15 protein-coding genes are annotated in these 16,389 nt (G+C 70.3%); 8 read left to right on the forward strand and 7 right to left on the reverse strand.

Annotation, left to right across the window (positions count from 1 at the left end):
• The first annotated feature begins 108 nt into the window (after positions 1-108).
• The 3 genes from ACN27F_RS05130 (at position 109) to ACN27F_RS05140 (ending at position 2,267) form a co-directional block, all read left to right on the forward strand.
• A complete protein-coding gene (locus tag ACN27F_RS05130; protein ID WP_421431452.1) occupies positions 109-246 on the forward strand; it encodes a hypothetical protein in 138 nt (45 codons plus the stop codon).
• A gap of 110 nt (positions 247-356) precedes the next feature.
• Positions 357-1,211, forward strand: coding sequence for a transglutaminase-like domain-containing protein (locus ACN27F_RS05135; protein WP_421431453.1), 855 nt, complete (start codon positions 357-359; stop codon positions 1,209-1,211).
• A 267-nt stretch (positions 1,212-1,478) separates the two neighbouring features.
• The gene (locus ACN27F_RS05140; RefSeq protein WP_421439984.1) at positions 1,479-2,267 is read left to right on the forward strand and encodes a SigB/SigF/SigG family RNA polymerase sigma factor; all 789 of its coding nucleotides are present in this window, start codon (positions 1,479-1,481) and stop codon (positions 2,265-2,267) included.
• Positions 2,268-2,326: 59 nt separating this feature from the next.
• On the opposite strand, the gene ACN27F_RS05145 is transcribed toward ACN27F_RS05140, so the two are convergent.
• Positions 2,327-3,058: a PP2C family protein-serine/threonine phosphatase gene (locus ACN27F_RS05145; RefSeq protein WP_421431454.1), complete on the reverse strand. Its 732-nt coding sequence runs from the start codon at positions 3,056-3,058 to the stop codon at positions 2,327-2,329.
• A 342-nt stretch (positions 3,059-3,400) separates the two neighbouring features.
• On the opposite strand from ACN27F_RS05145, the gene ACN27F_RS05150 reads away from it, so the two are divergent.
• A complete protein-coding gene (locus ACN27F_RS05150; RefSeq protein WP_421431455.1) occupies positions 3,401-6,457 on the forward strand; it encodes a glycoside hydrolase family 9 protein in 3,057 nt (1,018 codons plus the stop codon).
• Between the two features lie 70 nt (positions 6,458-6,527).
• Here the strand turns inward: ACN27F_RS05150 and ACN27F_RS05155 are convergent, their stop codons facing one another.
• A complete protein-coding gene (locus tag ACN27F_RS05155; protein WP_421431456.1) occupies positions 6,528-7,739 on the reverse strand; it encodes a hypothetical protein in 1,212 nt (403 codons plus the stop codon).
• Between the two features lie 88 nt (positions 7,740-7,827).
• Here ACN27F_RS05155 and ACN27F_RS05160 point away from each other — a divergent pair, with 88 nt between their 5' ends.
• The gene (locus ACN27F_RS05160) at positions 7,828-8,898 is read left to right on the forward strand and encodes a substrate-binding domain-containing protein (RefSeq protein WP_421431457.1); all 1,071 of its coding nucleotides are present in this window, start codon (positions 7,828-7,830) and stop codon (positions 8,896-8,898) included.
• A gap of 148 nt (positions 8,899-9,046) precedes the next feature.
• On the opposite strand, the gene ACN27F_RS05165 is transcribed toward ACN27F_RS05160, so the two are convergent.
• A complete protein-coding gene (locus tag ACN27F_RS05165; RefSeq protein WP_421431458.1) occupies positions 9,047-9,313 on the reverse strand; it encodes a hypothetical protein in 267 nt (88 codons plus the stop codon).
• 140 nt (positions 9,314-9,453) lie between these two features.
• Here ACN27F_RS05165 and ACN27F_RS05170 point away from each other — a divergent pair, with 140 nt between their 5' ends.
• Positions 9,454-9,774: an NAD-dependent epimerase/dehydratase family protein gene (locus ACN27F_RS05170; RefSeq protein ID WP_421439986.1), complete on the forward strand. Its 321-nt coding sequence runs from the start codon at positions 9,454-9,456 to the stop codon at positions 9,772-9,774.
• Positions 9,775-10,092: 318 nt separating this feature from the next.
• On the opposite strand, the gene ACN27F_RS05175 is transcribed toward ACN27F_RS05170, so the two are convergent.
• Positions 10,093-11,097, reverse strand: coding sequence for a hypothetical protein (locus tag ACN27F_RS05175; protein WP_421431459.1), 1,005 nt, complete (start codon positions 11,095-11,097; stop codon positions 10,093-10,095).
• A 445-nt stretch (positions 11,098-11,542) separates the two neighbouring features.
• Here ACN27F_RS05175 and ACN27F_RS05180 point away from each other — a divergent pair, with 445 nt between their 5' ends.
• A complete protein-coding gene (locus tag ACN27F_RS05180) occupies positions 11,543-12,466 on the forward strand; it encodes a proteasome assembly chaperone family protein (RefSeq protein ID WP_421431460.1) in 924 nt (307 codons plus the stop codon).
• A gap of 80 nt (positions 12,467-12,546) precedes the next feature.
• Positions 12,547-13,314, forward strand: a complete 768-nt coding sequence (locus tag ACN27F_RS05185; protein WP_421431461.1) for an exodeoxyribonuclease III — start codon at positions 12,547-12,549, stop codon at positions 13,312-13,314.
• 96 nt (positions 13,315-13,410) lie between these two features.
• Here ACN27F_RS05185 and gndA read toward each other — a convergent pair whose 3' ends face one another.
• From gndA to ACN27F_RS05200, 3 genes are all read right to left on the reverse strand, one after another.
• Positions 13,411-14,844: an NADP-dependent phosphogluconate dehydrogenase gene (gndA, locus tag ACN27F_RS05190; RefSeq protein WP_421431462.1), complete on the reverse strand. Its 1,434-nt coding sequence runs from the start codon at positions 14,842-14,844 to the stop codon at positions 13,411-13,413.
• 255 nt (positions 14,845-15,099) lie between these two features.
• Positions 15,100-15,717, reverse strand: coding sequence for a class F sortase (locus tag ACN27F_RS05195; RefSeq protein WP_421431463.1), 618 nt, complete (start codon positions 15,715-15,717; stop codon positions 15,100-15,102).
• A gap of 44 nt (positions 15,718-15,761) precedes the next feature.
• Positions 15,762-16,310, reverse strand: a complete 549-nt coding sequence (locus ACN27F_RS05200; RefSeq protein ID WP_421431464.1) for a hypothetical protein — start codon at positions 16,308-16,310, stop codon at positions 15,762-15,764.
• Positions 16,311-16,389 lie beyond the last annotated feature (79 nt).

Here is a 16,389-nt window from a genome sequence, read left to right on the forward strand (position 1 = left end):
GTGGCACAGGTTCGGGATTCGCTGACGTCGCCGGCTGCCTACCGTCATTGTCAGACCAACACGGCAGTAGGCGTCAGACCAGCGACAGCAGCAGGCTGAGGAGGCACGATGAGCACGGAAATCGTCACCCCGGATCCCCAGCAGACCTATTCGGGCCAGCCGGTCCAGAGCGAGCAGGGTCTACTGCTGGCAGTACTGGTGATGGTGATACTGGGAGTGCTCGGGGTGTTCCTGGTCTCCGCCTGAGACCGACCGCTCCCGACCCGACCTCTGTTCGCGTGCCGGCGTGGCCTTGAGCCCCGCCGGCAGATTTTTCGCCAGTTGGGCCGGCCGCGTCGGCTGGGTATCAATAGGCCATGAGTGATCGGATGGCTGCTGCCGGCTCCGTCGGCTGCGACTTGGTGTACGAGGTGGCGGCGGCCGCCACGGTGGTGCTTCAGGTGACGGCGTATCGGCAGTCGCCGGATGCCCGGTTGATCGTCACCGCCGACGGAGAGAGAGCCGACGGCAAGAGAGCCGACGGCAAGGGCGCCGCCGCCGAGGAAATCGCCGGTTCCTGGGCGGCGGGCGGGCGACAGCATCTGCTGCGTGCCCCGGCCGGGCGACTGAGCATCCACTACCGGTCGTCGACGGCCGTTCCAGGGCCTGTCACGCCGGCCGAGGTGACCGTACTGGACCGGGTGGTCTGGGCACGGCCGAGCCGGTACTGCCCGTCGGACCGGCTCGGCGGCTTCGCGGCCGGGCACTTCGGCCATTACGGCAGTAGCGCAGACACCGTCCGGGCGATCTGCGACTACGTGTACGAGCACACGGCGTACACAGCCGGGGCGAGTGGCCCCAGCACGGACGCCGCCGAGACGCTGTTGGCCGGGGCGGGTGTCTGCCGCGACTTCGCCCATCTGGTCGTCGCGCTGTGCCGGGCCCTGGACATCCCCGCCCGGGTGGCCGCGGTCTACGCTCCCGGGCTGTCTCCGATGGATTTCCATCTGGTGGCCGAGGCGGCCGTCGGTGACCGGTGGTACGTCTGGGACGCTACCCGGCTGGCCCCCCGGGCCAGCATGGTCCGGATCGCCACCGGACGGGACGCGACCGATGTCGCCTTCGCGACGATCATAGGCGGTCAGGGAAGCATGGATCAGATGTCCGTATCAGCGATCGCGCCGACAGACCTGCCGGTCGACGACCACCATGCGTTGGTGGCGCTTCGGTGACCCTCGAACGGGTACCCGGAGGCGGCAAGCAATGCAATGACGCATTGCGCGATGTCCGAAATGCCAGGTTATGTGCGTTAAATACATCGTACTTTCGGCTAGCTTTTTGATGGCCGACAGGTCTAACGTTAAAGGCCGAAAGACTCTAGCAGGCACTGCTGAACGCACACCCTCCATATTCACGGACGAGGTGCAGGGAGGACCGCCATGACCGCGACCCTGACCGGACACCGCCCGGTGCACGAGCCGGCGACAGTCAGCCAGACCATGACCACGGCCGCCCTCGGCCAGCAGGCCGCAGCGCCTGCCGACAGCGCGACCGACCTGCTCAACGCGATGGCGGTGCTGCCCGCCGACCACCCTTCCCGGGAGGCGATGCGAGCCCGGGCGATCGAGGCATGGCTACCACTGGCCCAGCACCTCGCCCAACGTTACAGCGGACGCGGCGAGCCGACCGACGATCTGGCGCAGACCGCGGCGGTCGGCCTCATCAAGGCGATCGACAAGTTCGACCCCGACCGGGGCGTCGACTTCGCGGGGTACGCCATCCCGACGATCATCGGCGAGCTCAAGCGGCACTTCCGTGACCGCACCTGGGACATCCGGGTACCCCGCCGGCTGCAGGAGCTGCGGCTGAGCATCTCGGAGGCGAACAGCACCCTGCTGCAGACCCTCGGCCGCTCGCCGACAGTGGCCGACATCGCCGCCCACTTGAAGATCACCGAGGAGGAGGTGTTGGAAGGGCTGGAGGGTGCCCGCGCGTACAACGCGGTGTCGCTGTCCACCCCGACCGGCGACGGCGAGCGCGCCACCGAACTGGCCGACATGCTCGGCACCGAGGACCGGGAGTACGAGCTCGCCGAGCTGCGCGTCGCGCTGGGTCCGGCGTTGTCCAGCCTGGACGAACGGGAGCAGAAGATCCTGACCCTGCGGTTCTACGGCAACCTGACCCAGTCGCAGATCGCCGACCAGATCGGTGTCTCCCAGATGCACGTGTCGCGGCTGCTGGCCCGGGCGTTGACCAGGCTGCGTGACCAACTGCAGGCGACGTACTGACGATCCGACACCGACGAAGGTGTGGCGTGGGGCGACCCCGCGCCACACCTTCGTCGTTTTCAGGTGGTGACCTCGGCGATGTCGCCGATCACCACCGTGATGTTGTCCGGGCCACCGGCCCGGATCGCCAGGTCGACCAGGCGTTGCGCCCCCGCCAGCGGATCCGCGTACGTGGCCAGCACCTCCGCGATGCTCTCCGCGCGGACCACGTTCGACAATCCGTCGCTGCAGATCAACCAGCGGTCTCCGGTCTGCGGTTCGAGAACCCGGTAAGCCGGGTTGACGTCGTCGCCCTGGAGCGCCTGGGTGATCACGGCCCGACGCGGATGGCTGGCGGCCTGTTCCTGGGTGATCACGCCTTCGTCGACCAGCAACTGGACGAACGTGTCGTCACGGGTGACCTGCTCCAGGCTGCCTCCGCGCAGTAGGTAGGCCCGCGAGTCCCCCACGTGTGCCAGCGCGATCGCGGCCCCTGAACCGGCGAACAGCAACGCGGTCAGCGTGGTCCCCATCCCCTCACGGGCCGGGTCGTCGTCGACGGCCGCACGGATGCGCGCGCTGGCGGCGTCGACTGCCTCCTGCAGCCTCGGCACCAACTGGTCGTCGGCTACCGCAACGTCGAGCGGCGCGATCGTCTCGATGGCGATCTTGCTGGCCAGATCCCCGGCAGCCATCCCTCCCATACCATCTGCAACCGCGATAAGCCAGTCGCCGGCATGGACCGAATCCTGGTTTCCACTCCGGATCAGGCCACGGTCGGTCACCGCCGCGGAGCGCAGCTTCAGGGTCATGGCTGGCAGCCTGCCAGGAAGTGGGCAGAAAAGTCTCTAGTAGATGACCACGGAGATGCCGAAGGGCCCGGAGATTTTGCCGCAGTATACCCACATGAGTGAATCTAAAGGATATAACGGACACAATTTCAAACACGGATCGTCACTCACCGACATCACCGAGGTCCGACTACCGAGTGCGCCTGCCCGCCGATCCGGGACGCGCACTCCCATCGGCCGGTCACGATTGACACTCCGGTAACGCCCTGGCAACATCAGCTGAGGTCAATGGGAGCGCTCCCAATGGTGCTTCCTACACATGATGACCGCCTCCCCCGGACCCCACGCACCGGAAGGATCCTCGTGACCCGATCAAGACGACGACGGACCGTCACACTGCTGGCCGGCGTCACCGCCAGCGCTCTCGCGCTGACCGCGGCAACCGTGGCAACGGCCCACGCCGAGGAACGCGAGCACATCGTCAACGGCACCTTCGACAACGGCGCCGACCCCTGGTGGGCGACCGAAAACGTCACCCTGACCGCCGCAGACGGGCGGCTGTGCGCCGCGGTACCGGGCGGCACCGTCAACCCCTGGGACGCCAGCATCGGGCACAACGACATCCCGTTGATCGATGGCGCGAGCTACCGTCTCGTCTTCTCCGCGTCGACCGACGTGGCCACCGCCGTACGGGCCAACGTGCAGCTCAACGCGGCACCGTACACCACGGTACTCAGCCGCGAGGTCGGTGTCGGCCCCGCCGCCGAAACGTTCAGCTACGAGTTCACCGCCAGCCTCGACTCGCCGGACGGCACCTTCACCTTCCAGCTCGGTGGCGGCGCCGAGGCGTACACACTGTGCCTCGACGACGTCTCGCTGATCAGCGACGACAGTGTCGAACCGCCGCCGGGTGGGCCCGAACAGATCACCAACGGCGACTTCGGCAACGGCACGAACGGCTGGATCAGCTACGGCACCGGCGGCACCGGTGTCACCGACGGACGGCTCTGCGCGGTGGTTCCGGCCGGCCTGGCCAATCCGTGGGACGCCGGCATCCTGCAGGACGGACTGCCGCTGATCGCCGGCGAGGAGTACACCATCGCGTTCGAGGCATCCGCCGAGCCGGCGGCCACCGCACGGGCAGTGGTGCAGCTCGGTGCCAGCCCGTACACCGGGTACTTCAGCCGCGACCTGGCGTTAAGCGCCGAACCGTCGCGGGTCGAGGCGACCTTCGTCGCCACCGAGGACACCGAGCGGGCACAACTCGCCTTCCACGTCGGGGGCAACGCCGCCGAGTACACCTTCTGCCTGGACAACGTCTCGCTGCGCGGCGGCGAGGAGGAACCGCCGTACGTGCCGGACACCGGTCCACGGGTGCGCGTCAACCAGGTCGGCTACCTGCCCGGCGGGCCGAAGAACGCCACCATCGTGACCGATGCCGCCGAGCCGCTCGGCTGGGAACTGCACGATGCCGCCGGCACCGTCGTGGCCAGCGGCACCAGCACGGTACGCGGGCTGGACACCGCCTCCGGTGAGCAGACCCACAGCGTCGACTTCTCCACGTACCGGGGCACCGGGACCGGATTCACGCTGGTCGCCGACGGTGAAACCAGCTATCCGTTCGCCATCTCCGGTGACGTCTACGACCAACTGCGCTCGGATGCGCTGCAGTTCTTCTACATCCAGCGCAGCGGCATCGCCATCGACGGGGACCTGGTCGGCGAGGAGTACGCCCGCCCGGCCGGCCACCTCGGCGTGGCACCCAACCAGGGCGACACCGACGTACCGTGCCAGCCCGGCGGGTGCGACTACCGGCTCGACGTCCGTGGCGGCTGGTACGACGCCGGCGACCACGGCAAGTACGTGGTCAACGGCGGCATCGCCACCTACCAGCTGCTGAGCGCGTTCGAGCGGACCAAGACCGCGCCGAGCGCCGACGGCGGCGACGCCCTCGGCGATGGCACCCTGCGGGTGCCCGAGCGGGACAACGGCGTGCCGGACATCCTCGACGAGGCCCGGTGGGAGCTGGAGTTCCTGATGCGGATGCAGGTGCCGGCCGGCGAGCCGCTGGCCGGGATGGCCCATCACAAGATGCACGACCGGAACTGGACCGGTCTGCCGCTGCAGCCCGAGGACGACCCCGAGCTGCGGGAGCTGCACCCACCGTCGACCGCGGCCACGCTCAACCTGGCGGCGGTGGCCGCCCAGTGCGCTCGGCTGTTCGCCCCGTACGACACCGACTTCGCCGGCCGGTGCCTCGACTCGGCGAAGACCGCGTATGCGGCGGCCAAGGCCAACCCGGACCGTCTGGCCGACCCGAACGACGGCAACGGTGGCGGTTCGTACAGTGACGGCACCGTCAGCGACGAGTTCTACTGGGCCGCCGCCGAGCTCTACCTGACCACCGGCGAGCAGACCTACCTGACCGACGTGACCGCGTCGGCGCACCACACCGACGACGTGTTCGGTCCGACCGGCTTCGGTTGGGGCAGCACCGCCGCGCTCGGCCGGCTCGACCTGGCCACCGTGCCGAACGGGCTGGTGCCGGCCGACCGGGAACGGATCCGGGACTCGGTGCGGGCCGCCGCGGACGAGTACCTGGCCACCATCGCGGGCCAGGCGTACGGCCTGCCGATGCCCGGCCACCGTGGCGGCTACTTCTGGGGCGCCAACAGCAACCTCATCAACAACGCCGTGGTGCTGGCCACCGCGTACGATCTGACCGGGGACGTCGGCTACCGCGACGGCGCGGTGCAGGCGATGGACTACATCTTCGGCCGCAACGCGTTCAACCATTCGTACGTCACCGGCTGGGGCACCGTGTTCCCGCGCAACCAGCACAGCCGGATCTTCGGCAACCAGCTCGACCCGAGCCTGCCGATTCCTCCGGCCGGATCGATCGCCGGCGGTGCCAACGCCAGCCTGGACGACCCGTTCGCCCGCGACCTGTTGGCCGGGTGCGCGCCGATGTTCTGCTACGTCGACGACATCGAGTCGTACGCGACCAACGAGGTGGCGATCAACTGGAACTCGGCGCTGAGCTGGATCGCCTCGTTCCTGGCCGATCAGGAGGACGCGGTCGTCGCGCCGGCGCCGCTGAGCTGCCACGCCGAGTACATCAACTACGGCAGCTGGGCCGGTGGCGGTGGTTTCACCGCGCAGGTCGACATCACCAACACCGGCGACACGACGGTGAACGGCTGGACCGTCCGGTTCGCCTTCACCGGTGACCAACGGTTGCGGGAAGCCTGGATGGCTCAGGTCACCCAGACCGGGGCGACCGTGACGGCCCACAACGAGACCTACAACGGCCGGCTCGACCCCGGCGAGACGGCGATGTTCGGTCTGAACGCCACCACCGCCGGTGGCGCCAACCCGGCACCGGAACTGATCACCATCAACGGGGTGGCCTGTTCCTGATCTGCCGTTGAGGGCCGGCCGCTGCCCGCTGCGGCGCGGTCGGCTCTCTGGCCGGTCGGTCCCACGGTGATCACGGCGATCGCCGACTGGCTGTACGACCGGACGAACCGGCTGCCGCCCTGGGCAGGGCCAGCAACACCAGCAGGCCACCCAGCCCCATCACCACGAAGACCATGGACAGTCCGATCAATCCGGTCAACGAGCCCACCACGACCGGTGCGCTGATCGCCCCGACCCGCGAGAGCGCCGAAATGATCGAGGCCGTGGCTGCTGGCGCGATGCCATATCGTGTCGACAGGTAGTCGGCGCCGCCGAACAGAAGCGGGAACACCACCCCCGCGCCGAGTCCGGCGCCGCCGACAGCGGCAAGAGCCCACCACGCCGAACCGCCGACCATGACGATCATCAGGCCGGCAACCATACTGAGCGCGATCATTCCCCCGGCCGAGGCTGCGACGGCACCCGCGCTCCAACGCAGCAGCAGAGCGTCCAGAGCGAGACGTGACGCGACCAGACCTGCCGAGAAGACCACCGGAGCGGCCGCCGACAATCCCGCGCCAGCGTCGAACCCCCGGCTGAGCAGCAGGCCGGTCCATTCCTGCCCCGGGCTCTCGACGTAGCTGGCGGCGAAGGCCGCCACCCCCAGCACAGCCAGCAGGACGCGCAGTTGCGGCCGCTCTCGCGGCCGGCGGACCGACGTCGGCTGGGCGTCGGCACCGCCGTCGGCAGGAGACACGCCGCCGATGTTCCGCCAGCCGACGAACATGGCCAGCTGTGCCGCGATCGCGAGAGCAGCGACCGTGCCGATGTGCACGTCAACGGGTACGCGCAGCGCTGCGGCCGCTGCCCCGAGGATACCGGCCGCGGTCAGCGATATCGACCAGACGGCATGCATCTGGCCCATGATCGGGCGTCGCAGTCGCTGCTGCACCTGCACCGCCAGGGCGTTCATGGTCACGTCGTGGGCACCGTCGAACACGCCGAGAACCAAAAAGGCAGCACCCAGTGCGAGCAGTTCGGGAGCCCAGGCCACGCCGACCGCCAAGAGCACGAACGCGGAGCCGACCGCCACGGTCGCCACGACCTCGTCCGCGGCCCGAACTGCCAGCGGCGCAACCAGCGAACCGCATAGACCGCCCAGCGCGGCAGCGAACAGCACCGCGCCGAAGGCCGCCTCGGAAGCACCCACCCGGTCTGCGATCTCGGGGAAGCGGGGTAGCAAGCTGCCGTACACCCCGCCGTTGACGGCGAAGGCGCACAGCGGCGCCGCTCGCACAGACATCACCCAGCGTCGCATCACGCTTCCTTTCCGGTGGGACTCGGGCTAACTTATACGTATCAGAGCGCAGACGGGAGGGCAGGACCCGCTCATGTCACTTCCCGCACGGCCCCGGATGAGGGATCTCGCCCGGGCGCTCGGGGTCAGTCAGGCGACCATCAGCAACGCCTTCCACCGACCTGATCAGCTCAGCGAGGAGCTCCGCCAGCGCATCCTCACGGCGGCTCGCAACGCCGGGTACGCCGGCCCCGACCCGTTGGCGAACACGTTTCGCAAGGGTCGGACCGGTGCGGTCGGTCTGATCGTGCATAAGCCGCTGCAGTACCTGTTCGAGGACCAAGCCGCGCAGCTGACCATGTCCGGCGTCGCGCGCGCCTGCGGCGAGCACGGGTCGTCGCTGGTTCTCGTCCCCAGGGCCGAGCCAACGCACCCCGACATCGTCTCTTCTGCCCTGGTCGACGGGTTCGTCGCCTTCTGCGACCCGCTTGAGCCGGCGCGCCGCGAGCTGATCCGAAGCCGACGGCTGCCTGTGGTGGGGCTGGACGCGCCGATCACGGCCGGCAAGCCGTTCGTCGGGATCGACGACTCGTCAGCTGCCCGCACCGCAGCGACCCACATCGCCGCGCTCGGGCACCGTCGGATCGGTGTCATCTGCTTCCGGCTGAGCCCGGATCGTCCGCCGGGACCGGTCGAGGAAGGACTCACCGTAGCCACCGCCTACGCCGCCAACCGAGCACGGCTGCAGGGATATCGCGACGGTCTGGCACCCGTGCTGGCCGCAGGAGCCCAGGTCACGGTCGTCGCCGCAGACGGGGTATCGGAGCAGGACGGCGCGTCGGCGGCCGGGGCACTTCTCGACCGGGCCGACCGGCCCACGGCGCTCCTCGTGATGGGTGACCGCCTCGCCCTTGGTGCCATCGCTCAAGCACGCAGCATGGGCATCGACGTCCCGCGGCAACTGTCCGTGGTGGGCTTCGACGACGTGCCAGCGGCGGCCGCCGCCACACCAGCCTTGACGACGATCAGCCAGCCGCACGTGGACAAGGGCGCCTGCGCCATCCACCTGCTGCTGTCGAGCGAACCAGCGCCCGTCTCGCGCCTCCTACCGACGCGGCTGGTGGTGCGTGCGTCTACCGCGCCACCGTCGCAACAACGCGGGTGAATGCCATCCGAGCCAGGCTTCCATCCTTCATCGACATCATCCAGGAGCAGTGATGGAGTATCCCGCCGCAGCCACTGTCGCCTTGGAAGCAGTCCGTCGGCCGCCGTGCTCCGGCAGCCGCCCGGCCCTGGCCGTCGGGCGGCTCGGTTCACTCGAACAGTGAGTACTTCGCGGCCGGATCGTCGCGCCGGCGGGCCCGGCGGCGGCGCTGGACGACCACCAGGTCGACCACGGCGATCACGGCCAACACCCACAGGATGACCGCGCCGGCGATCAGCCCGGCCCGCCAGGCCAGGACACCCAACGCCGTGCACACGACCAGCCCGAAGCCTGCCAGCAGCAGTCGCAGATTCAACGCGCTGTACGCGTGACCGACGGTCCCTCTGGCCCTCTTGGGCTGCGATTTCGTGGCCATGCTGGCGGTGTACCCGACACCCGAGGGGCCGTAACCCCCCACCACCGGTGTCCGCCGGGCCACACACCGGAGTCCGGTCGCGGCACCAGGTCGGACTGAGCACCCCTGCCAGGGGGCGGCCCGACCTGCACGGCACCGACGTGGTCGTACATCTGGCCGCGGCGGTCGGCGATCCGGCACCCGGCCCGGCCGCGCAGGCCGCGTATCACGCGGTCAACGTGGCGGGGACGCGGCGGCTGCTGCACGCCGCCGACGACCGGCCGGTGGTCTGGGTGAGCAGCGCCAGCGCACCGTCTACGGCCGGACGAAGGCGGCCGGGGAGCGGATCGCGTTGGACGCGGGTGCCGTGGTGCTGCGCCCCCGCGCGGTGTACGGACCGGGGGATCCGCACCTGCTGCCGCGGCTGCTGGCCGCAGTGCGTCGGGGCTGGGTGCCGTTGCCCGGCCCCGACGTCCGGCTGAGCCTGACCGCGGTGGAGAACCTCGCCGGACGCCTGCCTGGCCGCGCTGGGTTGGCCGCCGGGGGCGTACAACATCGCCGACGCGGCGCCGTACTCCCGGGACGCGGTGGTCACCGGGGTGCTGGCGGCGCTGGGCCGTCCGGCCCGGCCGCTGCGGGTGCCGGTGCCGCTGGCACTCGGCGCGGCAGCGGTGGCCAGGCCCGCCGCCCGGCTGGGTGTGCCGGGAGCAGGCAGGGTGACCCGGTACGCGGTGGAACAACTGGCGTACGGCACCGTGCTGGACATCGACCGGGCCACCGCCCGAGTGGTCGGTCTCCGGTCAGCGGCCGGCGAGGATCGCGTCGACCACCGTGGTCGCGGCCGCTTCGTGCTGGGCGTAGTGCTCGGGGTACGCCGAGACCTGCACCGCCTGCGCGGCGTCGGTGAGCCGCATCTGTTCCCACCCGGGAACCCGTTGCAGGGCGAGGTAGAACTGCGTCGCCGCGTACGCGGGATTCATCAGGTCGGCGACCGCGCCCCAGCCGGTGCTGGTGCGCTGTTGGAACAGGCCGACCGAGTCGTGGTCCCAGCCGGTGCCCTGATGTGGGTAGTTCTTGGATTCCGGCAGCACCTCGCTGGCCCGGTTGAGCAGGGTGGATTCCTGCATGGCGGTGGCCACCGCGATCACCAGCGCCCGGCGCGGCAACTGCAGGGCGAGGCCGGCGTCGACGATTGCCGTCGCGTTGTCCATCTGCACCTGCGAGAGTCCGGCCACCGGCGCCGCGCTGGCCGGGGTGGGCTCCGGTGTCGGCGACGCCGACTCGGCCGGTGCCGTCTCCTGCTGCTCGGTCTGCTCGGCCGCTGCCGCGTCTTCGGCCGCTGCCACGTCTGGGTCGGCGGACACGGTACCGGTCTGCGGGGTGGCGGAGGCGGGTCGGGCGGCCGCTGCGGCGGCCTCGCGGGCCGACCGGTCCGCCCGGTCCGCTCCGCGCACGGCGTCGGCCCGTCGGAGCAGGTCGGACTCGGCCGCTGATGGGTTTTCCGCGGTGCTGGCCGGCAGGCCTGCGGTGGATTCGATCACGGCGGCGGCGGCAAGGGCGACCACGACGGCGGCGGCGAGGGCGAGCCGGGTACCGGGCCACGTGCGCCGGACGTTCGTGGCCCGGGTGAGGTGTCGCCGACCCGCGATCGGGTACGGGGTGGAGGGCAGCCAGTCGCGAAGCCGTTGCCACCAGGCGATGGCCCGGGTCGCACCGGTCGGCGTGGTGTCGGAGGGGACATCAGCCGAACGGTCACCGCGACGCAGGGTGGTGTCCTCGTTCCTTGTGGTGTGCTCATCAGGCATTCGACGAGGCTAGGCAGGCCCCCAGTCGATCACCTAGAGTGATTTTGTGATCCGTGCCACAATCTTCTGCCTGGCAATCGGGCACCCGGGCAGCGCTGCGGTCAGCTGGCACCTGTACGGGTAAATCAGAGATAACCCCTATTCATCTTTTCTCATTTCATCTGGGCATTTGCTGGTAGCAACTTCTGCTGCAAGCGTCGCCGAGAGTGCCATCCGCCGCACGGAGTACCCGGACGACCCATCCGGCCGAGACCGCCTCCCCCAGTCGGACCAGCCCACCCGCGCCGGCCCTGTTCCGTCCCGGCGTCCCGGCCCACTCCCTCGCCGCCGGCTCACCACCGGCCGGATCGGGAGCCCGGAAACCGGAATGCGTCAGGATGCGACTAGCGTTGCGGCAAATGGGATGCCGTCCCCGCCGTACCGTTTCGACAGGAGGTTGCGCCCGGTGCTCGACCCACACGAGCTCTACGACGTCGTTGACGAGGTGCCCGAGCTCGGCCAGCCGGTGCTGATCCAGGCGATGACCGGATTCGTCGATGCCGGCAACGCGACTCGAATCGCGCGCGAGCACCTGCTCGCCAGCTGCGAACACGACGTGATGGCGACTTTCGACATCGATCAGCTGCTCGACTACCGTTCCCGCCGCCCGGTGATGCTCTTCGTCGAGGACCACTGGGAGCACTACGAAGAACCACGACTCGAGGTCCACCTGCTGCGCGACGACGCCGGTACGCCGTTTCTGCTGCTCGGCGGTCCCGAGCCGGATCTGCAGTGGGAGCGGTTCACCGCCGCCGCGATCGCCGTCGGCCAGCGCTTCGACGTCCGGATGACGGTCGGGCTCAACGCGATTCCGATGGCCGTGCCGCACACCCGGCCGACCGGGGTCACCGCCCATGCCAGCCGCCGTGAGCTGATCGGCGGCTACGAGCCGTGGCTACAACGGGTGCAGGTCCCGGGTAGCGCCGGGCACCTGCTCGAGTACCGCCTCGGCCAGCAGGGCCACGACGCGGTCGGGTTCGCGGTCCACGTCCCCCACTACGTGGCCCAGGCGGAGTACCCGGCCGCCGCCGAGCTGCTGCTCAATTCCGTCTCCCGCACCACCGGGCTGCTACTGCCCACCGAGCAGCTGCACACCGCCGCCGAGGCGGTACGCGAGGACATCGACCGGCAGGTCGCACAGACCGACGAAGCCGCGTCGTTGGTCCACGCCTTGGAGGAGCAGTACGACACGTTCACCAGGGGCCGGGCAAGCACCAACCTGCTCGCCGAGCAGACCGGGCCGCTGCCGACCGCCGAGGAGCTCGGCGCCGAGCTGGAACGCTTCCTGGCCGAGCAGACCCGCCCCGGCGACCTACCAGGCTCAAGCTGAACTACCAGGCTCCAGCTGAGCCGCCCAGCCCCGGCAGGCTCGCGCCCCGCCCGGCGGCCCCGTGTGGCAGGCTTGCCCGGGTGCGGATCGCCACCTGGAACGTCAACTCGGTCAAGGCCCGGCTCCCCCGACTGCTGGCCTGGCTGGCCGACACCGCTCCCGATGTCTGCTGCCTGCAGGAGATCAAGTGCGCTGTCGACGCGTTCCCGGCCGCTGATGTCGCTGAGCTGGGTTACGCCAGCGCCGTACACGGTGACGGCCGATGGAACGGCGTCGCGGTGCTGTCCCGAGTCGGTCTGGATGACGTACGTCCGGGCTTCCCCGCCGAGCCTGGCTTCCCACTGCCCGAGGCTCGCGCGGTATCCGCGACCTGCGCCGGGGTGCGCATCTGGTCAGTGTACGTGCCCAACGGGCGTACGCCGGATTCGGAACACTACGCGTACAAGCTGGCCTGGCTGGCCGGGCTGCGCTCGGCGCTCGCCGCGGAGGTCACCGCCGACCTGGTGGTCTGCGGCGACTTCAACGTCGCGCCCACCGACGACGACGTCTGGGACCCGGTGGCGTTCGCCGGGGCCACCCACGTCACCGCGGCCGAGAGGGAGGCGCTGGCCGCGCTGCGGTCGCTCGGGCTGGTCGACGTGATACCGCAACCGATGAAGGGGCCGTACCCGTACACCTACTGGGACTACCGGGCGGGGATGTTCCCCAAGAACATGGGGATGCGCATCGATCTGGTCTACGCCAGCGCGACAGTCAATCAGCGAATCCGGGCGGCCTACGTCGACCGGGATGCCCGCAAGGGGCCGGGGCCGTCGGACCATGCCCCGGTCGTGGTTGACCTGGACTGAGCGCACTGACTGAGCGCACTCGATCCGAGCGGCGCCACGGCGGCCGGGTCCGGCCGAGCAGGGCCGGAGCCGGCCGCCGTGACAGGCGACGCCGGATCAGCGGGCGGGCGTCTCGCTGCGGTCACCGGCCCAGAGCACGTGGAAGCTGCCCTCCGCGTCGACCCGGCGATAGGTGTGCGCGCCGAAGAAGTCCCGCTGCCCCTGGATCAGCGCGGCGGGTAGCCGGGGCGCGCGCAGCCCGTCGTAGTAGGCCAACGCGGAGGCGAACCCGGGCGCCGGCACGCCGATCTGTGCGGCGGTGGCGACCACCCGGCGCCAGCCCTGCTGGGCACCGGCCAGCGCCTGGGCGAAGTAGCCGTCGGTCAGCAGCGTCGGCAGTTCGGGCGCGGCGTCGTACGCGGCCCGGATCTTGTCCAGGAACGCGGCCCGGATGATGCAGCCGCCGCGCCAGATCCTGGCCACCGCGCCGAGGTCGATGGTCCAGTCGTACTCCAGGCTGCCAGCCTGGATCTGGTGGAAGCCCTGCGCGTACGCGACGATCTTCGACGCGTAGAGCGCCTGCTCCACGTCGGCGATCAGCTCGTCGGCCGAGCCGGCCCACTTCTCCGCCGGGCCGGGCAGGTCCGCGGCGGCGGCCCGGATCTGGGCGTGCCCGGACAACGCGCGGGCGAACACCGCTTCGGAGATGCCGCTGACCGGTACCCCGAGGTCGAGCGCACCCTGCACCGTCCAGCGCCCGGTACCCTTCTGACCGGCCTGGTCGAGCACGACGTCGACGAAGGGCTTTCCGGTCGCCGCGTCGGTGTGGCCGAGCACCTCGGCGGTGATCTCGATCAGGTACGACGACAGCCGGCCGGAGTTCCAGCCGCGGAACACGTCGGCGATCTGCGCCGGGCTCAGCCCACCGGCGTTGCGCAGCAGGTCGTACGCCTCACCGATGAGCTGCATGTCGGCGTACTCGATGCCGTTGTGCACCATCTTGACGAAGTGTCCGGCACCGTCGGGGCCGATCCGGACGCAGCACGGCGAGCCGTCGACCTTGGCGGAGATGTCTTCCAGCAGCGGTCCGAGCGCCGCGTACGACTCGGCTGAGCCGCCGGGCATGATGCTCGGGCCGTGCAGGGCGCCTTCCTCCCCGCCGGAGACACCGGTACCCACGAAGTGCAGGCCGCTTTCCCGCAGCGCCGCCTCGCGGCGGCGGGTGTCCAGGAAGTGGGCGTTGCCGCCGTCGATGATCATGTCGTCCGGCTCCAGCAGGGGCGCGAACTCGTTGATCACCGCGTCGGTGGCGGCACCCGCGTTGACCATGATCACCACGCGGCGGGGGCGCTCCAGCGAGGCGACGAACTCCTGCGGGCTCTCCGCCGGCAGGAAAGTCCCCTCGTGGCCGAACTCGGCCATCATCTCCTTGGTTCGACCGACCGACCGGTTGTGGACCGCCACCACATGGCCGTGCCGCGCCAGGTTACGGGCCAGGTTACGGCCCATCACCCCCAGACCGGTGACCCCGATCTGCGCCGTCTGGCTCATGACTCCTCCTCGGTGCTGCTGGGTGTGCTGGTTATCTTTCCGCCTTCCGCATGGCGGGACACCTCCGGGGCGGCCGGCGGTGGTGGAGGCTCGTCCACCGACCGCCCCGGAGGTCGACCGGGGTGGGCCTACCGCCGGCCGGCACCCGCCCCGGTGCTCACCAGCGCCGCGACGACAGCCATACCCCGCTATACGTGATCACCCTGACGGTGGTTCAGACGGTGGTTCACCCGGATGGAGCGGTCCCGAACGGCGTCACGCGTCGCGGACGTCCACCAGGGACGCGAACACCACGATGTTGTCGGCGTACCCGATACCGTCACCCAGCCACCGACCACCGCAGGTGATCAGTCGTAGGCCGGGCCGGACATAGTCGCCGTACACCCGCTCGATGGGCAACTCGTCCTTGTCGAAATGCTCCACCGTGTTGACCTCGAAGACGGCGATCGCCCGGTCCCGCCGGGTCACCTCGATCCGGGCCCCCGGCTCGATGTCGGGCAGGTCATGAAAGACCGACGGCCCGTCGCGGGTGTCCGCGTGCCCGACGATGATCGCCGGGCCGAACTGCCCCGGGGTGGGTCCCCGCTCGTACCAGCCGGCCTGGTTGTGCCGGTACAGCTTGGGTACGGCGATCGTGCCGTCGTCGGCGACCCCGACCGAATGCACCGGGGCGCGCACGTCCAGCGACGGGATGGCGAGCCGGATCGGCCGGCTCGGTTCCAGGACCGGGAACTCCCGTGGCGGCGGGTTGTTGCCGCCGGCCAGGATGTCGCGCCAACTGCCCTCGCCGCTCGCCGCGATCGCCACCACGCCGAACAGCGCCAGCGCGATCGCGGCCGGTCCGGTCCAACCGCGCCGCCCCTTACCCGCCATGGTCGTCCGTCCTCCCGACCGTCACCGCGGTGCCCGACCGCCCGCTACGCCGCGCGGCGGCGACGCAGGGTCACCAGGCCGAGCAGGCCGCCGGCGGCGAGCGCGACCACGCCGACCCCGGCGAGCACGCCGCCGGCGTCCTGGTCACCCGAGCCAGGCTCACCGGCGGTGCCGCCGAAGCCGGTGGCCGGCCCGCGACTCGGTCGCGTGGGGTCGAGCACGTACAGCGTGGTGGTGGCGACCCGGTCGTCGGGGCAGCGCAGCCGCACCCGGTAGCTGCCCGCCTCGGTTCCGGCCGGGACGGTGACCGCGGCGGTGAGGAAGTCGAACTGCGGGCGTACCTCGACCGACCCGAACGCGTCGGACTCCACCGTGGCCGGCTGCGTGTTCTCCGTGCAGCTGGCCCGGATGCCGACCAGGTAACCGGACTCCACGGTGCTCGGATTCAGCTCGATGAACACGTCGGCGGCGCGAGCCGGCACCGCCACGAGCAGGACACCCGCGACCGCGGCAACGGTAGCGGCGGCACCGGCGGCAGTTCTGGCAGCGGCTCTGGCAGCGGCTCTGGCGGCCAGCGACCGGCGACCGGACATCAGGCACCATCCTTCCCGCAAGGCTGCCGGAATCCTCTCACCTGGCTGCCCTGGATGACACCCCGGACACTCTCGGTGT

Origin of the sequence: Solwaraspora sp. WMMB335, assembly GCF_049179075.1 — a bacterium.
Taxonomy (GTDB): Bacteria; Actinomycetota; Actinomycetes; order Mycobacteriales; family Micromonosporaceae; genus Micromonospora_E.